This window comes from Paenibacillus sp. GCM10027628, assembly GCF_042676385.1.
Taxonomy (GTDB): domain Bacteria; phylum Bacillota; class Bacilli; order Paenibacillales; family NBRC-103111; genus Paenibacillus_E.
Map to the genome: position 1 here is coordinate 17,058 of NZ_JBHTHA010000085.1, position 20,764 is coordinate 37,821.

At 49.9% G+C, this 20,764-nt stretch carries 18 protein-coding genes; 16 read left to right on the forward strand and 2 right to left on the reverse strand.

Annotated features, from left to right (window positions below; all coding sequences use genetic code 11):
- The first annotated feature begins 4 nt into the window (after nt 1-4).
- From ACFQZT_RS33555 to ACFQZT_RS33570, 4 genes are all read left to right on the forward strand, one after another.
- The gene (locus tag ACFQZT_RS33555; protein ID WP_379307540.1) at nt 5-538 is read left to right on the forward strand and encodes a DUF309 domain-containing protein; all 534 of its coding nucleotides are present in this window, start codon (nt 5-7) and stop codon (nt 536-538) included.
- On the forward strand, nt 535-1,266 hold the full coding sequence (locus ACFQZT_RS33560; RefSeq protein WP_379307543.1) for a response regulator transcription factor: 732 nt from the start codon (nt 535-537) through the stop codon (nt 1,264-1,266). The genes ACFQZT_RS33555 and ACFQZT_RS33560 overlap by 4 nt, the downstream gene beginning before the upstream one ends.
- On the forward strand, nt 1,259-2,710 hold the full coding sequence (locus ACFQZT_RS33565) for a sensor histidine kinase (RefSeq protein WP_379307545.1): 1,452 nt from the start codon (nt 1,259-1,261) through the stop codon (nt 2,708-2,710). Before ACFQZT_RS33560 ends, ACFQZT_RS33565 begins: the two co-directional genes overlap by 8 nt.
- Nucleotides 2,711-2,971: 261 nt before the next feature.
- The gene (locus tag ACFQZT_RS33570) at nt 2,972-3,556 is read left to right on the forward strand and encodes a hypothetical protein (protein WP_379307547.1); all 585 of its coding nucleotides are present in this window, start codon (nt 2,972-2,974) and stop codon (nt 3,554-3,556) included.
- A gap of 116 nt (nt 3,557-3,672) precedes the next feature.
- On the opposite strand, the gene ACFQZT_RS33575 is transcribed toward ACFQZT_RS33570, so the two are convergent.
- Nucleotides 3,673-4,245 (reverse strand): beta-class carbonic anhydrase, encoded by a 573-nt coding sequence (locus ACFQZT_RS33575; protein WP_379307549.1) that lies wholly within the window; start codon nt 4,243-4,245, stop codon nt 3,673-3,675.
- A gap of 42 nt (nt 4,246-4,287) precedes the next feature.
- Complete coding sequence (locus ACFQZT_RS33580; RefSeq protein ID WP_379307551.1) at nt 4,288-4,611, reverse strand: iron-sulfur cluster biosynthesis family protein; 324 nt, start codon at nt 4,609-4,611, stop codon at nt 4,288-4,290.
- Nucleotides 4,612-4,740: 129 nt separating this feature from the next.
- Here ACFQZT_RS33580 and ACFQZT_RS33585 point away from each other — a divergent pair, with 129 nt between their 5' ends.
- From ACFQZT_RS33585 to miaA, 12 genes are all read left to right on the forward strand, one after another.
- Complete coding sequence (locus ACFQZT_RS33585; RefSeq protein WP_379307553.1) at nt 4,741-6,267, forward strand: carboxypeptidase M32; 1,527 nt, start codon at nt 4,741-4,743, stop codon at nt 6,265-6,267.
- 158 nt (nt 6,268-6,425) lie between these two features.
- A complete protein-coding gene (locus ACFQZT_RS33590) occupies nt 6,426-7,439 on the forward strand; it encodes an ABC transporter substrate-binding protein (protein WP_379307555.1) in 1,014 nt (337 codons plus the stop codon).
- Between the two features lie 84 nt (nt 7,440-7,523).
- Entirely contained in the window at nt 7,524-8,297 is a 774-nt protein-coding gene (locus tag ACFQZT_RS33595; protein ID WP_379307558.1) for an ABC transporter ATP-binding protein, read from the forward strand.
- Entirely contained in the window at nt 8,290-9,138 is an 849-nt protein-coding gene (locus ACFQZT_RS33600; RefSeq protein WP_379307560.1) for an ABC transporter permease, read from the forward strand. The genes ACFQZT_RS33595 and ACFQZT_RS33600 overlap by 8 nt, the downstream gene beginning before the upstream one ends.
- Nucleotides 9,139-9,209: 71 nt before the next feature.
- Entirely contained in the window at nt 9,210-10,169 is a 960-nt protein-coding gene (locus tag ACFQZT_RS33605) for an aromatic acid exporter family protein (RefSeq protein WP_379307562.1), read from the forward strand.
- 114 nt (nt 10,170-10,283) lie between these two features.
- Nucleotides 10,284-10,850 (forward strand): outer spore coat protein CotE, encoded by a 567-nt coding sequence (locus ACFQZT_RS33610; protein ID WP_379307564.1) that lies wholly within the window; start codon nt 10,284-10,286, stop codon nt 10,848-10,850.
- A gap of 103 nt (nt 10,851-10,953) precedes the next feature.
- Nucleotides 10,954-12,414: a putative amidoligase domain-containing protein gene (locus ACFQZT_RS33615; protein ID WP_379307566.1), complete on the forward strand. Its 1,461-nt coding sequence runs from the start codon at nt 10,954-10,956 to the stop codon at nt 12,412-12,414.
- A gap of 408 nt (nt 12,415-12,822) precedes the next feature.
- Nucleotides 12,823-15,489, forward strand: coding sequence for a DNA mismatch repair protein MutS (gene mutS / locus ACFQZT_RS33620; RefSeq protein ID WP_379307568.1), 2,667 nt, complete (start codon nt 12,823-12,825; stop codon nt 15,487-15,489).
- Nucleotides 15,490-15,529: 40 nt separating this feature from the next.
- Nucleotides 15,530-16,966: a S41 family peptidase gene (locus tag ACFQZT_RS33625; protein ID WP_379307570.1), complete on the forward strand. Its 1,437-nt coding sequence runs from the start codon at nt 15,530-15,532 to the stop codon at nt 16,964-16,966.
- Nucleotides 16,967-16,970: 4 nt separating this feature from the next.
- The gene (mutL, locus tag ACFQZT_RS33630; RefSeq protein ID WP_379307572.1) at nt 16,971-19,001 is read left to right on the forward strand and encodes a DNA mismatch repair endonuclease MutL; all 2,031 of its coding nucleotides are present in this window, start codon (nt 16,971-16,973) and stop codon (nt 18,999-19,001) included.
- A gap of 4 nt (nt 19,002-19,005) precedes the next feature.
- Nucleotides 19,006-19,782, forward strand: coding sequence for a class I SAM-dependent methyltransferase (locus ACFQZT_RS33635; RefSeq protein WP_379307574.1), 777 nt, complete (start codon nt 19,006-19,008; stop codon nt 19,780-19,782).
- The gene (gene miaA, locus ACFQZT_RS33640; RefSeq protein ID WP_379307576.1) at nt 19,776-20,753 is read left to right on the forward strand and encodes a tRNA (adenosine(37)-N6)-dimethylallyltransferase MiaA; all 978 of its coding nucleotides are present in this window, start codon (nt 19,776-19,778) and stop codon (nt 20,751-20,753) included. The genes ACFQZT_RS33635 and miaA overlap by 7 nt, the downstream gene beginning before the upstream one ends.
- Nucleotides 20,754-20,764 lie beyond the last annotated feature (11 nt).

Sequence of the window (20,764 nt, forward strand, 5' to 3'; positions counted from 1 at the left end):
AATTATGAAGCCATATCCGGAAGCGTATACGGACTATTTACTTTATTTTCATGCGGAGCGGGACTATTTTGAATGTCACGAAGTGATGGAGGCATTCTGGAAAGAGCATCCCGGCGATAAGCGAAGCAAATCTTATGTCGCCTTGATTCAAATCGCCGTCGGTTTATATCATGATCGGAGGGGCAATCGTGCCGGAGCTGTCAAAATGCTGCAAAGTGCAGCAAGAAATGCGGAGCCGGAACATCTCGCCTCATTAGGACTGGATGCGGAGAAGCTTCAGCAGCTTCTTACCCATCGATGGGCCAGTATTCAGCAAGACAATCATGTCTATGAAGATCTGAACTTGCCGATTGCAGATTCAGAATTGGAACAGTGGTGCGTGAACGAATGCAAGCGACGCGGATTGATTTGGCAAGAGCCGAGTCGGATGGACGATGATAATCTGATTCAAAAGCATACGCGTCGCGACCGTTCGGACGTGATTCTCGAAAGAGAGAGGCAACAGCAGATTCGTAAAAGAAAAGGTGGCGTCCAATGAGCTCGGAAGGCAAAGTTCTAGTTGTTGATGATGAACCGAATATTGCAGAAGTCGTCAGATTGTATTTGGAGCATTCCGATTATGAAGCGATTCTGCTGCCGCGAGGTCAAGATGTGCTTCGAACCATCCAAAGCGAGAAGCCGCATTTGGTGCTGCTTGATATCATGCTGCCGGATACTTCCGGCTATGAGTTGTGTGAAAGCATCCGGCGCATGGAACCGCCATTGGATCAAACTCCCATTATTTTCTTGACCGCCAAAGGGGAGTCGATCGATAAACTGAGAGGTTTTAATTTAGGCGTTGACGACTATATCGTCAAGCCGTTTGACCCCAATGAGCTCATCGCCAGAGTGAAGGCTGTATTGCGTCGCAGTTTGCAGGCCCGGCCAGATATGCCCGGTATATCGCAACTTCCGCCAGGCAAATGTCTTGAAGTCGGTAATCTGATTGTTGATATGGAACAGTATCGGGTTACCGTGGGGGACAAGCGGGTCGAGCTTACGCCGAAAGAAATCGAATTGCTGTACTTTCTATGCAGTCATCCGGGACGCGTATTTACCCGTGAAGATTTGCTGGGTTATGTATGGAATTTCGATTTTACCGGAGGCACCCGAACGGTAGATGCGCATGTGAAAAATTTGCGCAAAAAACTCGGACAGCACGATGCGTGGAACATCCAGACGCTATGGGGAATCGGCTATTCTTTTGAGGTAGTCCAGCATGTTTAAGAAGTGGATGGTTCTGAAGTACCGGAGCCTTTATTTGAAAATATTTTTATCCTTTTTGGCCACTTGTGTGCTTTTTTTCGCCGGTTTGTTTGTATTCTGGAACTACTATTTCACCGATCTGTTTTACAAGGATAAAATCGAGCTGCTGAATAAACGTTTTGTGGAAGTAACGCGATTGTTGAATTCAGTTCAAGACGGCTCGATCTCAACGCGAGAACTTAAATATACGATTCGGATATTAGGCCGCAGCTTTAATGGACAAGTCTGGCTTGTCGATGATAAAGGCAACATTATGAATGGCTCGACCGAGAGCGAAGGCAAAGCTTTGCCTAAGCCGATGGATGCGATATTTATCGATGGTCTGCACGGCCGTTCCGGTTACGCCATGGTTAATTTTGTGACTTCCGATCAAAGGACAGTTAATCTTTTTACCTACCACGCGCCTTACCAATTGAACGGGCAACCAATTGTAGTTATTTTACATTTCCCGGCAGATGATATTAGCGAAGCGATTTCTGCCGTCCGTGTCAATCTTTTAGTACCTTTATTGTTCTCGCTGGTGGCGGTGGGTGTCATACTGTTCATTATTTCCCGTAAGCTGGCAGGTCCGCTGCAGCAAATGAACCGGGCCGCGCTGGAACTCGCCGGGGGAGATTTTACGACTCGTGTACCAGTAACGTCTCACGATGAAGTGGGCCAGCTGGCAGCCAGTTTCAACTTTATGGTGGAGCAGCTCGAAGAGTGGGAGGGAACGAGGCAGGAATTTCTGACGAATGTGTCCCATGAGCTTCGATCACCATTAACGACACTCCGTGGATTTATCGTCGCGATGAACGATAAAGTCATTCCCGCAGATAAGTATTCGCATTATCTGCGCATTTGTGATCAAGAGGTGCAGAGGTTGCAAAGACTGGTCAGCGACCTATTAGATTTGGCGAGTATTCAAAATGGCATTGATGTATTTCGGATGAGACCAGTAGCACTTGATGAAAAGCTGGAAGAGACGTTAGATCTGTTGAAACCGCCGATTGCCGAGAAAAACATACATCTGCACGTTATTATGCCGCCTGAGGATCAGTCTGCGAGAGCGTATCTGGATCCTGACCGGTTCGCGCAAATTGTGCAAAATCTAATCTATAACGCTCTCAAGTTTACCCCTGAAGGCGGTACATTGACTGTTGCGCTTGAGGTGTCGGATGCTGAAATTGCCGTCTATGTGCGTGATACCGGAACAGGCATGACGGAGGTAGAGCTAGAGCGGATATGGGATCGGTTTTATAAAGCCGATGAGGCCAGGAGTCCGCGATCCGACGGGATCACGGGCACTGGACTTGGGCTTACGATAGTCAAGCATTTGGTTAACGGGATGCAAGGCAACGTGAAAGTTTGGAGTCGGCTGGGCGAAGGAACTGAATTCTGTGTTTCATTCCCAAGGGTGGAATGAAACGTTTACAATTTTTTTACAACTAAAGCAAAAAATATTCATGATTATCGCGTATCCTGTTGCTATTGGACAGGATTTTTTTGTTGAACGGGGGTTCCCCCAAAAGTAATGTCTAAACTTATATCGAGGTAATACATCGAAGGATGACCGCATTTTAAGGAAAGTTTAGACGCCGATCGAGTTTTGGACTCGATGCGGACGGTGTATGCTTCAAAGGTTAAGGGTCACTATTTGGGGACCTTTTTTGGAGGTGTATGAAAGTTGGGACGTTTATGGATCCTGGTTTTGGCCGTGTGTATGATGGCCATGCTGTTGAGCGGATGCAGCCATGACCTGACAACAAGCCCTCCCTCCGGAGACTCGTCGCCCCACCTTGAAGAGAGTGCGGAGTCGTCTGGGGATGTACAGAACAGCAAAGAGAGGCAGCTTGTAATGTTGTTCTCGGGATTGCTTCGGATGGATCGGCAAGCGGGGCTGAGCCTCACCAAAAAACAGGCGGAGGCAATATTGCCGTTTGTGCGCAAAAGCAAAGATGAGGGAAGCTTAAACGAGCCTGAGCCCAAACAGGTCATGGATGTGTTGTCGGCCGATCAGAGAAAGTTCTTGATGGATCAATCCAAGCAGATCAAGGATCGCAACAAGCAGAGAAACATTCATCCGGAAGACATGACTTCAGAGGAACGGGAAAAGAAAATAGAAGCATTCAAGGAAAGAAGAAGTACGGATCATCCTGAAGCGGCGGCAAGTAACGTCCCGGCAGATGGAGGGAGTCCGGTTTCAGACGGGAAAGCATTGGGGAAAAGTATCGAGCAGCAGTTAATAGAATTGCTGGAATCGAAACGTTAGTCACCGAAACGATGATTCAAAGCGATTATGTTCAAAAAAAGGGAAAGTCCCTGCCGGGTTGTGTGCTGATGAGCAACCTGACAGGGACTTATTTGACTTCCATTTAGTTTTCTGATTTACTTCAGCACTGCCTCATTCCCATCGGTAATCAGGTCGAGACGGCCTGTCTCCGGGTCCATAATGAGACCGTGTACGGGCAGATTTTTCGGCAGCAGGGGATGGTTCCGGATAATGTTAACACTTTTTTCAATACCGTCCCTGACCTGCTCGAAACCGACCAGCCAGCGGGAAAGGTCGATGCCGGAATGTCCTAGCGTTTCAATAACATCATCGGAAATACCGCGACTTTTAGCTTTGGAAATGACGCTTTCCGAGTTTAAGCCTGTCATCCCGCAGTCATAATGGCCAATGACGAACACTTCATCCGCACCCAGCTCATAGACGGCTACAATGATGCTTCGCATCACACTGCCGAACGGATGGGAGACGATCGCACCGGCGTTTTTAATGATCTTGGAGTCACCGTTGTGCAAATTCATCGCTTTCGGCAGCAGTTCGACGAGTCTTGTATCCATGCAAGTAAGAACAACCATCCGTTTATCCGGAAATTTGGTTGTCAGAAACTCTTTGTACTGTTTGGTTTCTACGAATTGCTTGTTGTGATCCAGTATATTAGTGATTAAAGACAAGGTTGTTCCTCCGTTCACGTTGATTTGCGACTTTGAGCGTTATTATCTTTTGTCTATCAGACTCATACTTGCATTATAAATCTGACTATTACTCTTCAGTATATAGGATTTATTATTTTCATGGAAGTCAATTTTCATGACATCCTCGAAATAGATTTCGTCTTTGGCTTTGTAAACCAGCTTGAACGGATCCGCTTCGGCACTTAATTCACCGTTTGAAGGGGCGTCAACGAGCCAAAGCGTCGGGACGCCATTGACGGAGCATCCGCATCCTTCCGTATCGAAAACAAGCTTGAGCAGCGCTTGTCCGTTCCCGATTGCAGGCGTCAGCCGCTGGACCGCTGCTTCTGTAAACGTTATTTTCATAGATGTCAGCTCCTTAGGGTCTAAAGATTCAATTTCTGCATTATATTGTAGCACACTTGCGCATAAATTTGATTCTGATCAGAGGACAAAGTATGATGAAATAAGAAACTTATGGAAGGAGATCTGTAAATGAGTGTGAGTGTGCAAGAGAATCAAACAAAGTTAGATTCATTCAAAGCTTATGTACGCAAAATGAAGCAATATGAGGAAGCGATCGCCCTGATTTATTGGGATATGCGCACCGGAGCTCCGAAAAAAGGGATCGAAACTCGTTCCGAAGTGGTAGGAGAGCTTTCTACAGAAGTGTTCCGTATGTCAACATCGGATGAGATGGGCGCTTATCTGGACTATTTTATTCAACCTGAGCAGCTGAACCAACTGGATGCCATCTCCAGGAAGATGGTACAGGAGTGCAAGAAGGATTACGATCGCAGCAAGAAAATACCGGCAGAGAAATATCAGGCTTATGTCGTATTGACTTCACAAGCGGAATCGATGTGGGAAGAAGCCAAGCATAAATCCGATTGGGCCATGTTCCAGCCTTACCTGGAGAAAATCGTAGCCACTACCAAAGAATTCATTGAGTTATGGGGCTATGAAGGCAATAAATACAACACGCTGCTCGATATGTACGAACCGGGTATGACAGTCGATAAGCTCGATCAAGTATTTGGCGCACTTCGCGACAAAGTTGTCCCTCTTTTGCAGCGTATTCAAGATTCGGAAACTCGGCCGGATCGCTCCTTCTTGAAACAGCAGTTTGAAATCAGCAAGCAAAAGCAATTTTCTCTTTCTATTTTGAAACAAATGCAGTATGACTTTGAAGCGGGTCGTTTAGACGAAACCGTACATCCGTTTGCAACGACGTTGAATCCGGGCGATGTTCGCATCACAACAAACTATAAGCCAAATGACATCACATTTGCTTTATTCGGCACGATTCACGAAGGTGGTCATGCGCTGTATGAACAAAATATTTCCAAAGATTTAGTCGGCACTAATCTTTGCACAGGCACATCGATGGGCATTCATGAATCACAATCCCGCTTCTGGGAAAATGTGATTGGACGCAGCCGAGAGTTCTGGAATCGCTATTATGGCGAGCTGCAAACGACATTTGCAGGTCAGTTGGACAATGTGGATGTCGATACTTTCTACCGGGCGATCAACCACATTCATCCTTCCTTAATCCGGATTGAAGCGGATGAGCTTACTTATAACTTCCACATCATGATTCGTTATGAGCTGGAAAAAGGCTTGATCAACGGCACGATTGAAGTAGCCGATCTGCCCAAAGCTTGGAACACCAAGTACGAAGAGTACTTGGGCATCGTTCCGACGAGCGATGGTGAAGGCGTGTTGCAGGACGTGCATTGGTCCGGCGGAGCGTTCGGTTATTTCCCGTCCTACTCACTGGGCAATATGTACGCTGCACAATTCACGAATACGCTTCGTAAAGAACTCCCGAACTTCGATAAGCTCATTGAAGAAGGCAATCTGGTGCCGATCAAAGAATGGCTTTCGGAAAAGATTTACCAATACGGCAAATTGCTGACGCCTAATGAAATCGTCAAGCAAGTGACCGGCGAAGAGTTGAATCCGGACTACCTGGTTCAGTATTTGGAAGAAAAGTATAAAGCGGTTTACAATATTTAATTCCGATCCGTTCCATAAACATATAGAACAGCACCCTTTGGCGGCAAAGTCGTCGCGGGGTGCTGTTTGTTTTTTGCGGGCGTAACCGTATCCACGATTAACAGTCTTCTGGGCTCCTGCATAGGATACATCACTACTACTTTATGGGAGGGACGTCTATGAATAACAGGAAACGATGGGGGCTGACTTTATCCGTTATTTTATTGCTAAGTTTGCTGGCATCGGCATGCGGCACCAAAACAGCTGAAACGACCAAAGTCCGAATCGGCGAAGTAACGCGCTCGCTATTTTATGCGCCTCAGTATGTGGCGCTTTCGCAAGGATTTTTCAAAGATGAAGGATTGGACGTAGAATTGACAACGACGCCCGGCGGCGACAAAACGATGACAGCACTGTTGTCCGGCGGCATTGATGTTGCCCTTGTCGGCTCGGAAACTTCGATTTATGTATCACAGCAAGGCTCGGATGATCCTGTCATCAACTTCGCTCAGCTCACGCAAACCGATGGCACTTTCCTGGTTTCTCGGAAAAAAGTCGACAACTTCGACTGGAATTCGCTCAAAGGCTCGGTATTCCTCGGCCAAAGAAAAGGCGGCATGCCGCAAATGGCCGGCGAATTCACACTAAAAAAACATAACATCAACCCGCAGAAGGATCTTCAACTCATTCAAAACATCGATTTCGCCAATATCACCTCCGCTTATTCCTCCGGAACCGGCGAATACGTTCAGCTGTTTGAACCTCAGGCTTCCATCATTGAAAAAGAAGGCAAAGGTTACGTGCTGGCTTCCTTCGGCGTGGAGAGCGGGCATCTGCCTTATACCGTCTTTATGACTAAACAAAGTTTTATGGATAAAAACCCGGGTACGGTTCAGAAGTTCACGAACGCCGTTCAACGGGCACAAAATTGGGTTCAAGCGAAAAGTGTAGATGAAATCGCAAACGCGGTGCTGCCTTATTTTAAAGATACCGATATTGAAATTGTGAAAAGCGTAGTCAAACGCTATAAAGATCAAGGTTCTTTTGCCACAGATCCGATTGTCGACGAACAAGAATGGAATAATCTGCTCGATGTCATGACGACCGCAGGGGAACTTAAGGAAAAAGTGGCGTGGAAGAAGCTCGTCAATAACAGCTTTGCTGAGAAAGCCAAAAGTAACGTTAAACCGTAGGCCGACTTCCGGTGGTGAGATCATCGGCAAAAGCCTGCGAAGTTAGTTTTCCTAAAGGTCAACAATAGGGAAGGAGGCACGAACATGAACGAAGCTGTGACAGTGGAAGACGTGACGCAAGTTTATGTCACCGAGCAGCAAGCGACGCTCGCCATCAGGCAGATGAATTTCGCAGTCCGGCGCGGTGAATTCGTCAGCTTAATCGGTCCAAGCGGTTGCGGGAAAACGACCATGTTGTCCATCATTGCCGGATTGATCGCGCCTACCGTTGGAACTGTAAAAGTGGCCGGAGAGCGGGTGTTGGGACCTTCATCGCGCGTTGGTTATATGCTTCAGCAGGACTATTTGTTTCCATGGCGCACGATTATGGATAATGCTTCTATGGGCCTCGAGCTTCAAAGTTCCTTAACGGAAGAGAAGAGGCTGGCCGTGGAGAAGCTTTTAGATGAAATGGGACTGCTGCGGTTTAAGGATTACTATCCTTCGCAGCTTTCGGGCGGCATGCGCCAAAGAGTTGCACTCGTGCGAACCTTGGCTACGGATCCGGAAATTTTGCTGCTGGATGAACCATTCTCCGCGCTCGATTATCAAACGAAATTACAGCTGGAGGATCTGGTTGTAGAAACTCTTCGCGCGAAACAGAAGACCGCGCTGCTTGTCACGCACGATATTTCCGAGGCGATCGCGATGAGTGATCGCGTCATCGTGCTGGCGCCGAATCCGGGACGATTCCGGAAGGAGTTTATCATCCCCGATGAAATTCGGGCTCCACTGCCTTTCGAAGCGCGTGAGAAATCAGGTTTTCACACGTTGTTCCGGGACATATGGCAAGAATTCGGAGGCGACACGGATGAATGAGAGAAAAGGGCCGGTGCCGCACCCAGCCGAACCATTTGCCGCACATGAGCTTTCGCAAAACGTGCACAGGCAGTTTGTTTCAGGCAAAAAGAGGGAGACCGGCTATGTGCGGATTGTACAGCTCGTTATTTTAGTCGTTTTCTTTGCCCTATGGGAGCTTGCCGGCCGTTTGAAATGGATCGATGTGCTGCTCTTCAGTTACCCGACTAAAGTAATCAAGTTGCTGTGGGATAAACTGCTTGACGGTTCGCTGCTTCCTCATGTTGGCGCAACCGTATTGGAGACGATTGTGGGCTTCGCCTTAGGAACGTTATTCGGAACGGCGCTTGCTGTGATCATCTGGTGGTCTCCTTTTCTGGCAAGGGTGCTTGATCCCTATATCGTCGTGCTGAACAGTATGCCCAAAGTGGCTTTAGGACCGCTTTTCATCGTCGGTCTCGGTCCGGGGTTGCTGTCGATCATTGCGACGACGCTGTCAATAACCGTAATTATTACAACACTCGTGGTCTATGGCAGTTTCAAAGAAGTAGACGCCAATTATGTGTTGGTCGTGAAGATCTTTGGCGGAAATAAGCGCAAAGTTTTCCAAAAGGTCATTCTCCCGGCATCGTTTCCCGCGATTGTTGCAACGCTGAAGGTCAACGTCGGCCTTGCGTGGGTTGGCGTTATCGTGGGCGAGTTTCTTGTCTCGCAAATCGGACTTGGGTATTTGATCATTTACGGTTTTCAAGTATTCAATTTCACGCTCGTCATTTCCACCCTGATCGTCATAGCAGTTGTAGCCACTTTCATGTACCAAGCCGTCTCTATCCTGGAGAAAAAAATAACGAAACATCGTTAAGACTTGCCACAAACTGCATATTAATGAAATAATGAGCCCATAGGTTAAACCAGTAAAGAGGTGAAATCGCGATGGGCTTTCGCGTGCTTAAAACCGCCATTGCCGTCATCATCGCCATGGTGCTCTCCCAAATATTAGGAATTAAGTCGCCGGCGTCCGCGGGGCTATTGGCAATACTTGGCGTTGAAGTCACAAAGAAAAAAGGGATTCAAAACTCGATTCACCGAATTGCAGCGTCGACGTTAGCTTTGATCATCGGCTCCGGTCTATTTTGGATGTTCGGGTTCCATGCCTGGGTAGTCGGGCTTTTTGTAATCATCGTTTTTCCGGTATTGCATCGGCTTCGCATCAGCGAGGGGACGGTCACAGGCGCGGTCGTGATGTTCCATCTGTACGCATATGAAACGATTGCACCGCTCGCGATTCTAAATGAAATCAAGCTGCTGCTGGTCGGCTTAGGAACGGCTACGCTGATCAACATTGCCTACATGCCAAAAGCGGATAAAACCATCGTTGCCCATAAACAGAGGGTGGAAGCGTTGTTTTCGGTTATTTTCGTGAAAATCGCCCAGCATCTGCGCGACAATACGCTGGTGTGGGATGGCAAAGAGCTTCTCGAAGCGGGAGAAGAAATCGAGCGCGGTGCAGCGCTTGCCAAAAAATCGATGGAAAATTCGCTTATTTTCGGCGGAGATCCTTATTGGCGGGTCTATTTCTATATGCGAGGCGAGCAACTGGAGTCCATTCAAAGGATGATAGGCCTTGTGGCGCAGGTGTACCAGACACTTCCTCAAGGGGAACTGGTTGCAGCTATTTTTGAAGAGTTAAGCCATTCGGTGAAAGAAGACTATTATACAGGCACCGCAGAGAAAGAGTTGCAAGAGCTGGATCAAAGATACAAAGAGATGCCACTGCCGGAGAGCAGGCAAGAATTTGAGGTCAGATCGGCGATTTTGCAGCTAAATCGGGAGCTGATGCAGTACTTGTCCGTAGCCAAAAAACAGAAAAAACAGCGCCCTGAAACGGGTTGACTCTCAAAATTAAAACATTTTTTAAACACTAAAAATATAATAAAATAGTTGTCACCCTAGACGAATGTCCTGCATACACTTGTAATGAATGATTGTATGGAGGAGGTTGAAAGGATGTCATTAAATAAAGATTTGCAGAGCAGAGAGATCATCACCAAAGCTGTCTGCGGTAAAGGTCGCAAATTTTCGCACGTAAGTCATACCGTGACTCCGCCCTTTTCTCCGACCAGTATATTGGGCGCTTGGATCATCAACAACCAGTTTGAGGCGATCCAATCCGGAGATGGCGTAGAAGTAGTTGGTACTTATGATATCAACATCTGGTATTCTTACGATCGCAACACCAAAACGGACGTAGCAAAAGAAACCGTTTCTTATGTAGAAATCGTACCTCTCAGTTATCTGGACAAAAAACATAAGTCGGCAACAGCCGAAGTATCCGCTGTCGCAACGCAAGAACCGAACTGTGTGGAAGCCAGTATCTCTTCTAGCGGCGACAGCGTGCTCATCCGGGTGGAACGGGAGTTCCAAGTCGAAATGGTGGCAGAAACCAAAGTCTACGTCATTGTTAGTCCTTACGGCCCCAGTGACTTCGACGACAAGCATGTGGACTTCGATGATAGCGGCGATGGAGATTTCGAGGATCTGGACGCCGAGCTTCTCGAAGATGAATTGGATTAAGGAACCTTATACTCCAGTCTATGCTGGAGTTTTTGGTTCGTCAGAGGGCAAACGCCCTCTTTTTTGTTTGTAAGGATAAATTGGGCGTGAAGGAGCCATTCTTATGGAAACTTTCTTGCTGCATGCACAGGAAAAAGAAGCGCTGGAGCTCGCAGATCTTACTCGGATCCCAAGCGGAACAGCGCTTCCGGACGGATGGAAAGGCCGAGTCGTCATCCATTGGGGGGCAGCGCACGACGAATTGCCTGGGGTGCCGGCGCTGCAGCCGCTCAAATCCATTGTAAGAGCAAAGCAACGGACTAGACGTGAAGAGCTGTTGCGTCTTCATGGTATCAAGACAGTGGATTCACACCTCAGCGACCCGAGTGTACGGCCCCAATTCACGCATAAGTTCAAAGTCGTTGTTTTCCATTTACAAACGCTGGCCGTCTATGAAAAAAATGAGCCATTGCTGGTGGCGGAGCCGTCGCTCCAGCATCAAAGACAGCGGCTTCGCGATACGGCCTATCGGGAAGTGGATCCCGAGCTGGCCAGTTTTCACGTGCGTAGAGCCAGCCGCGAAGCCGTCAAAGCGATCTATGCGCTCGGACTGGATTATGGGCTTGTGACAGTCGGCGTGATCCCGTCAGGGCATACGCTAGTACTGGATGTAGATCCCGTTCCGAAACTGAACGGGAAACTGACGCTGCTGTTCGCGCAGGCCATTGACCGCTATGATGCAGCGCTCACGAAGGAGCTCCTCCGCAAGGAGCGCCCAATGCTCGGCAGCGATCCGGAGTTCCTGCTGATCAGCCCGCAGGGCAAAGTCGTCTTCGCCGACCGCTTCCTCACGCGGGACGGCGCCGTCGGCTGCGATGCCGTCGTACTCAGCGGGCATCGCCTCATCCTGCCGCTAGCGGAGCTGCGGCCGGAGCCAAGTGCAGACCCGCGCGAGCTTGCGAGAAATCTGCATCATACGATGCAGCTCGCCGCGCGGGCAATTCCCGACGAGAGCCTCGCGTGGCTCTCGGGCGGCATGCCGGTGGGCGGCTACCCACTCGGCGGACATATCCACTTCAGCCGCTGCTGGCTGAACGGGCATCTTCTGCGCGCGCTCGATAACTACCTCGCGCTGCCTTTGATCTTGATCGAGGGCGAGACGACGCGGAACCGCCGCCCTCGGTACGGCTACCTCGGCGACTTCCGGCGCAAGTCGCACGGCGGTTTCGAATACCGCACGCTGCCGAGCTGGCTGCAGTCGCCGGACATTACACGCGGCGTCTTCGCGCTCGCCGCGCTGATTGCCGATAATTACTGGCTGCTGCCATGGCGCCCCTTGCAGGAGCCGGATATGCAGGCTGCCTATTATCGGGGGGATAAACAGGAGCTGCGGCCGATTGTCGCCAGACTCTGGCACGAGCTTGCGCAGCTGAAAGCATATGGCTTACACGCGTCCGCACTGGAGCGGCTGCGGGCGCGCATCGAGACGATGGAGCCATGGAACGAACGGGAGGATATCCGCAAAGCATGGAAAATTGCACCCTATCATCACGTAGAAGCTATTCAACCGCAAATCATGTTATAATAGAGAGAATTTATATACGCTCAAGGTCATGGGGCTCTAGTAGGTGTTCCAATTAGCGGATAATGCTTTCGGGAAGTTGGATGGGATTAAGCCTGTTTTTCAGCGTTAACCCCGTGGCGATGGCAAAAGTCGTGACGTTAACGCTGAAAAACATCGCTAAACTCCGGAATTCACGACGTCGCCGCCGGAAATAGGTGGTTTAAGCCTGTTTTTCAGCGTTAACCCCGTGGTGATGGCAAAAGTTGTGATGTTAGCGCTGAAAAACAGCATTAACGCTTCCTACATGCACATGCTAGCCCTCGAAGCCTTGACAGTCTTTTTTTACACATATGCAAGAAAGATCCATAGATCGATAGATCGATAGATTCGTAGACGAACATACGTTTTGTTGGAGGAACGAAGAGGATTATGGCCCAATATACGCCGATGATTCAGCAATACTTGGCCGTGAAGGCGCAAGTCCCGGACGCTTTTTTATTTTTTCGTCTGGGTGATTTCTATGAAATGTTTTTCGAGGATGCGATTAACGCGTCGCGAGAGTTGGAGATTACTTTAACCGGCCGTGAGGGCGGCGCGGAAGAGCGAATTCCGATGTGCGGCGTACCTTACCATTCAGCGGACAATTACATGTCGCGGCTGATTGAAAAAGGTTACAAAGTCGCGATTTGCGAGCAGGTAGAGGATCCATCCGAAGCCAAAGGCGTTGTGCGCCGTGAGATCGTCCGCATCGTGACGCCGGGCACGGTCATGGACAGTAAGCTGCTAGGTGAAACTAGCAACAACTATATTGTATCGCTCGTGAATAAGGAAGAGGGCTATGCATTCACAGCATGCGACATCTCTACCGGCGAATTGTATACGACCTTGCTGCCTGATTCCTGGGAGCTTGTCATGGATGAGCTGAATGTATACAGTCCTTCCGAGATTATTACGGACAAGCAGTTACTGGCTACAATCCGCGAGACGAGTTCCGCTTGGAGTCGCAACACGGTCATGACTGAGTGGACGCAAGCGGACGAAAAGCTGCTGGCCGAGCATTTTGCCGAGGATGAAGCGCTGCCTTCATTGTCCGGCTTAAACCGCCAAGGGGTCGCGCTCCTGCTCGCGTATTTGAAAGAAACGCAAAAAAGAGCCTTAACCCATGTCAAACATATCCGGGTGTACCAGCCCGATCAATTTATGACAATGGACCCTTTCACCCGCAGAAATTTGGAGTTGGTGGAAACGGTTCGCGAGCGCGCGAAAAAAGGTTCGCTGCTTTGGTTGCTTGATAAAACCGTAACCGCGATGGGCGCACGCATGCTGCGCCGCTGGATCGAGAAACCGCTGATGAGCGTATCCCGCATTCAAGAGCGGCAGGAAGCAGTGGAACTGCTATATAACCAGTTCATCGTCCGAGAAGATGTGAAACAGGCGCTCAAGGAAGTGTATGACCTCGAGCGGTTGGTTGCCCGCATCTCATATGGGAATGCCAATGCGCGCGATATGGTTGCGCTCAAGCATTCCTTGCAGCAAGTTCCTTTGCTCCAGGAAGTATGCGCCACATCCGGTTCGGAGACGCTCCGCAAGCTTGTTCAGGATATGGACGCCTGCGAAGACGTTATGTCGTGGATTGCAAGCGCCATTGTGGACGAGCCCCCTGTCTCGATCCGGGACGGTGGCATGATTCGTGTTGGTTACCAGCCGTATCTCGATCAGCTTCGCGAAGCGAGTACGAACGGCAAACAATGGATCGCCGAGCTGGAACGGCAGGAACGAGAAGCAACAGGCATCAAGTCGCTGAAAATCGGCTACAACAAAGTGTTCGGCTACTTTATCGAAGTGACTAAAGCGAATATGGCTTCGCTGCCTGAAGGCCGCTACGAGCGCAAACAGACTCTCGCGAACGCGGAGCGGTATGTGACGCCGGAGCTCAAAGAGAAAGAAGCGCTCATTCTCGAAGCGCAGGATAAAATGGTCGATCTGGAATATGAGCTGTTTACCGAGCTTCGCGACCGGATTTCCCAGCATATTTCCAGATTGCAAAAGCTGGCGGAAGTCATTGCCACCGCCGATGTATATCAGTCGCTGGCCGCGGTGAGCGCAGCACAGCACTACCACAAGCCGGAGATCGGCGAAAGCTTCGATCTCCTCATCGAAGAAGGCCGCCATCCGGTCGTCGAGGCGGTCATTCAAGACGGTTCATTCATCGCGAATGAAACGAGTCTGGAAGAGGAGCAAGGCCGCATTTTGCTCATTACCGGTCCGAATATGGCCGGTAAATCCACCTACATGCGGCAGGTGGCTGTGATCTGCCTAATGGCGCAGATCGGTTGTTTCGTGCCTGCCAGATCCGCGCGCATCCCGATCATCGATCGGATTTTTACGCGGATTGGCGCGGCCGACGACCTGATCGGCGGGCAGAGCACATTCATGGTCGAGATGATGGACATTCAAGTGATGACCGAGAAAGCGACAAGCAAGAGTCTCGTCATCATTGATGAATTGGGCCGCGGCACCTCGACCGGCGAAGGCATGGCAATCGCACAGGCGGTCATCGAGTTTCTTCATGACCGGATCGGCTGTAAGACGCTCGTTTCAACGCACTTTCACGAGCTTGCGCATCTGGAAGAGAGCCTCATGCATCTGCGCAACCATTGCATGGCGGTCAAAGAAAGCGGCAGGCAGGTCACTTTCCTGCGCAAGCTGATCCGCGGGGCAGCGAGTACGAGCTACGGCATCTATTGTGCCGAGATCGCCGGGCTGCCGGATTCGATCATTCAGCGCTCTTATGAGCTGCTGAATGGGTTTGAAGAGCGGGCGGCGGGCGCTGCGCAGACCGCCGCCGCCATCGAGCGGCCTGCCCTTGAACCGCGGCAGGCCGAAGCCACTGCAGTCGCCACCCCTGCGTCGGCGGCAGCGATCCAGCAGCTGTCCCTCTTCGAGGAGGACAGCGCGAACAGCCCCGCCGTCAAGAAGAAGCTGGACGGCAAATCCCAGCTGGTACTCGACCAGCTGAAGGGCATTGATTTGATCAACATGACGCCGCTTCAGGCGCTTAATCTGGTGTATGAATGGAAACAGAAGCTGCAATAAACGGCGGCTCTATAAGAAAATGCTAAGGGGAGAGACAAGCATGAAACGACCGACGAAATTGAGATCTATGAAAGTAACATTGGCACTTGCCTCCGCCCTCATGATAGTGCTGCCGGCCAGCGCGATGGCCCAGGAAGATTTGCAAACTCAACAAGTCAGAGAAATTATCGGTAAGCTTCATGTCAGCGGTGTAACCGAGGAAGCGCTCGCGAACCAATCCATCAAACAGATGGTGGAGGGACTCAAAGACCCATACACCGTCTTTTTCAGCAAAGATGAATACGGCCAATTTACTAATTCTTTGGAAAATAATTATGTTGGAATGGGCGCTCGCATAGGCCTCGACGATAAAGGAATCTATATAAGCGAAGTGTTCGCAGGTTCTGCGGCTGAAAGCGCCGGCTTACAGCGTGACGATTACATTATTGCCGTAGACGGAGCAGCAGTTGACCCTAAATCGACAGACTCAGCCAGAAACAAAATTATTGGCGAAGCCGGTTCCAAGACGAAAATTACCGTACTGCGCGGCGGCAAAGAATTGACATTTGAAATCACTCGTAAAGCCGTGAAAGTGCCTGCAGTGTATAACAAATCCTTTGTAAATGGCGTTGGTTACATCCAAATAACAGACTTTTCCAGCGATGCGGACGAAGATTTCGATAAGCAGCTTGCGGATTTGAAAGCTAAAGGACTTAAAGCGTTGATACTGGATGTGCGCAACAATCCGGGCGGTCTCGTTGACACCGCGCAAAATATTGCGAAACACTTTGTTAAAGAGGGCGTTCTGATTCATACGAAAGACCGGAACGGCATCGATGAGCCTGTTCCGATTACCGGAGGAGCGGAGCTGTCTGTTCCCGTGTATATTTTAGCCAATGAAAACAGCGCCAGCGCTTCGGAAGTATTGTCCGGGGCTCTGCAGGATTACAACGTGGCCAAAGTGATAGGCGTGCAAACTTTTGGCAAAGGCAGCGTGCAGCAGATTTATCAGCTGGACGGGGGCTCCGCGCTGAAAGTAACCATTGAAGAGTATTTGACGCCGAAGATGCGCAAAGTGAATAAAGTCGGCATTACGCCGGATGTGAAAGTTGACGGAGCAGCAGCGCAGCTGATTACAGCACTTCATTTATCCGGGATCTCCGATATCGATGTGGAAATTACAAAGCACAATATTACGTATAATGGCGTCGAGATGGGTAGTGTGCTCGGAACGTTCCATGAGAATGGACAATTGTACGCGAACACTCGCGCGTTAGCAGCGCTGGTTGGCGCTACGATTACTTGGAATGACGCTAATCATACGGTCGATATTTCCGATGCAAAAGGCACTCACGCTATTCCTGCTGAAGAGGGCAAGCTGATCATCGATAACGGAACGAGCTATGTGAATGTCAGTCTGTTCGATGACTACTTCCCACAGTTGAAAGTCAATGACCAAGGAGAGAATGTTTCCATTCGTGCTGTAAAGGGGAACTAAGCGTATGGGTAAAATTCAGCTCTTAAGCGAGCATATCGCCAACCAAATCGCAGCCGGGGAAGTGGTGGAACGCCCTTCCTCCGTTGTGAAAGAGCTTGTCGAGAACTCTGTAGATGCGGGAAGCACCCGGATTGACGTGACGATTGAAGAGGGCGGTTTACAGCTCATACGCGTGTCCGATAATGGGTCCGGGATGGAGCCTGCAGATTGCGAACTCGCTTTTCAGCGGCATGCGACGAGCAAAATATCGACAAGCAAAGATTTATTCTCGATTCGCACTTTAGGTTTTCGTGGCGAGGCACTGCCGAGTATTGCTTCCGTTTCACGTCTGGAGTGTGTGACCAGCTCGACTAGCGATGGTCTCGGCCGCAAGATTGCCATCGAAGGCGGGACCATCCGTACGGTGGAAGAAACCGCTGCTTCTCGCGGAACGGAAGTAACGGTGAGGGAGCTATTTTTCAATACACCGGCACGTCTCAAATATATGAAAACGATCCAGACGGAACTCGGTCACATTTCCGACTATTTGTACAGGCTGGCGCTTGCCCATCCGGGAATCGCGTTCTCGCTCAAACACAATGGCAACCTGCTCCTGCAGACGCTTGGCAACGGAGATTTGCTGCAAGTCATCGCCGGCATCTATGGGACAGCAGTTGGCAAGCAAATGCTGCCGATCCAGGCGGAAAGCCTGGATTATACAATTTCGGGCTTCATCGCGAAGCCGGAGATGACCCGAGCGAACCGGAGTGCGGTTTCGACCATAGTGAATGGCCGCTATGTGCGCAATTTTGCGCTCAATCAGGCGCTTCTGCAAGGGTATCATACGCTGCTGCCGATCAACCGCTTCCCGGTGGCCGTGCTGCAAATTGCAATGGACCCTTCACTGGTTGATGTGAATGTGCACCCTGCCAAGCTCGAAGTTCGCTTCAGTAAAGAGACTGAGCTAACGGCGTTGATCGAATCGGAAGTAAAGCGTATCTTGGGTAAACAGGTATTAATTCCTCAAGGAAATAAGCCTTCGACTCCAAAGGGAGCTTACATACAGGAGCAGCTGGAACTCACGCGTGCTGTGGATCCTGTCCCTACGCGAGAAGAACGGGTTTCAACTTTATCCCAGACGGCATCGTCGAAGCAAACAGGGTCCGTTGAGCTGCCACCTGCGCCATTCACAGCTCCTGCCGCCCAAGGCTCGCCAAATTCGGAACGCTTTCAGGGTTTGCAAGTTAAAGAGGCATTACCAGTTTATCCAGTAAGAGAAGATGAGCAAGCTCGTCCACGCAGCTTCGAATCTGCTTCGTATACATCAACGCGTCCAACTTCTGCGCCGCAATCGAATACTTATGCATCCGGCAACAACCGGAGCGCATCTATCCAACAACAGCGCAAAGCGAACGAAGCCTTCATGGAGCTGCTGCCTACAGGGGAGGAAAGCGATGCGCCAAAGCTTCCTTCTTTTCCAAGGTTAGATCCTATTGGTCAAATGCATGGCACCTACTTGGTCGCGCAAAATGAGACGGGATTGTATCTCATCGATCAGCATGCCGCCCACGAGCGGATCAACTATGAATATTATTATGAGCGATTTGGCAATCCTGCTGAGGCGAGCCAAGAATTGCTCGTTCCGATCACGCTGGAGTTTACACCGTCCGAAGCCGGTATTATCGAGGATAAGCTGTCTCTGTTCGAGCAAGCGGGCGTTTACCTGGAAGCATTTGGCGGCAATACCTTCATCGTCCGTGCCCATCCGCATTGGTTCCCGGGCGGGGAAGAGAAAGGGATTGTCGAAGAAATGTGCGAGTGGGTGCTCGGCGAGAAAAAGACGGTAGATATTGCCAAGCTAAGAGAGAAAGCGGCCATTATGTGTTCTTGCAAAGCTTCAATTAAAGCCAATCAGAGCCTCAGCATCCTGGAAATGGAAACGCTGATCGATCGGCTTGCAGGCTGCCGCAATCCTTACACATGTCCGCACGGGCGGCCTATTGTCGTCAGTTTTACCACCTATGAGCTTGAAAAAATGTTTAAGCGAGTGATGTAATCCCGTGTTAGTCACAACTTCTTATAACCCGTCTGCTGAATTGGTGGACAAAGCAAGTCGACTTGCTGCCCGTTACGGCGGCCGATTGGTGCCCCGGCGAAGAGATTCCTTGCAGCATGTCAGGAAAAATTATGCAGACCATTCGCTTCTGCTTGTGACGAAGGAAGAGATCAGGTACTATGAAGGAGATACCCCTGCACATTTTTTTCATCCGAGCATGGCGCTTGTGCGCATCAAACGGCTGCTAAGAGGCGAATCGGATCTGCTTCTCGAAGCATCAGGGGCAGCCAGGGGAGACGCTGTCGTCGATTGTACGGCAGGACTCGCGTCGGATGCGATCGTTTTCTCGTTTGCAGTAGGCACAGCAGGGAGTGTCACTGCGCTCGAAAGCGAGAAAATTCCCGCGATGCTGATTCAGGAAGGTTTGTCCGTCTATGAATCGGAGATCCCTGAACTGAATGAGGCCATGAGGCGAATTGTGGTCAGGCAGATCCGGCATTACGATTATTTGCAGCAGTTGGAAGCGAAAAGCGTGGACATCGTTTACTTCGATCCGATGTTCCGGAATCCGATCGAGGAATCCAGCTCGATTTCACCGCTCAGGCAAAATGCGAATGCTGAAGCCGTTAGTTTGGAGGCCATCGCTGAAGCAAGGCGTGTTGCACGCAAAAGTATTGTGCTCAAGGAGCATAGAGACAGCAAGGAGTTCGCCCGTCTAGGGTTCGAACATGTCCTTCGCGGGGCAACGAAAACAACTTATGGAGTGATTCGACTGTGTTAGAAACGCCGGCCAAGCCGAAATTACTCGTACTTCTTGGGCCTACAGCCGTTGGCAAAACAAAGCTGAGTCTGGACATCGCCCGGCATTTTCAATGTGAAATTATTTCCGGCGATTCCATGCAAGTTTATCGCGGTATGGACATTGGCACGGCCAAAGCGAGCAAGGCGGAGCAAGCGCTCGTTCCGCATCATTTGATCGATATTCACGATCCGTCTTATCCCTTCTCCGCCGCTGAGTTTCAGGAGCGCGTGCGCGATCTTATTTCAGATATTCACGCAAGGGGAAAGCTGCCTTTTATCGTTGGAGGAACAGGGCTTTACATCGAGTCGGTCTGTTACAATTACCAATTTACAGACGTCGGTATGGACGAAGCGTTCCGCAATGAACAGGAGGCTTATGCAGTTCAGCATGGGGATGAAGCGCTGCATCAGAAACTGCGTGATATCGATCGGGAAAGCGCGGACCGGCTTCATGCCAATGATCGTCGCCGCGTGATTCGGGCGCTGGAAGTGCATCATGTCTCCGGTCAAACCTTTTCAGCGCATTTGGCTGCCCAGAAAAAAGAATCGCCTTACGAACTATGTATCATCGGTTTGACGATGGACCGCGCATTGCTCTATAAGCGCATTGAAGAGCGGATCGACATCATGATGGATGAAGGGCTGATCGAAGAAGTTCAGTCGATCCTCGCTTCGGGATGCCCCAAACAGGCGATTTCCATGCAAGCCTTGGGCTACAAAGAGATCGTACGTTATTTGGATGGCGAGCTCTCTCTTCAGGAAGCTGTTACGCTTCTTAAACGCGATACACGCCGGTTTGCCAAGCGGCAGCTTTCCTGGTTCAGGCATATGAAAGACATTCATTGGGTGGATGTGACGGATTCAGCAAATTTTTCTGCGCATTTCCAAATTATTAGTGATATAATAGCAGGAAAGTTTGTACAAAAAATTGAATATAATCAACAACAATGACCATTGAAAAT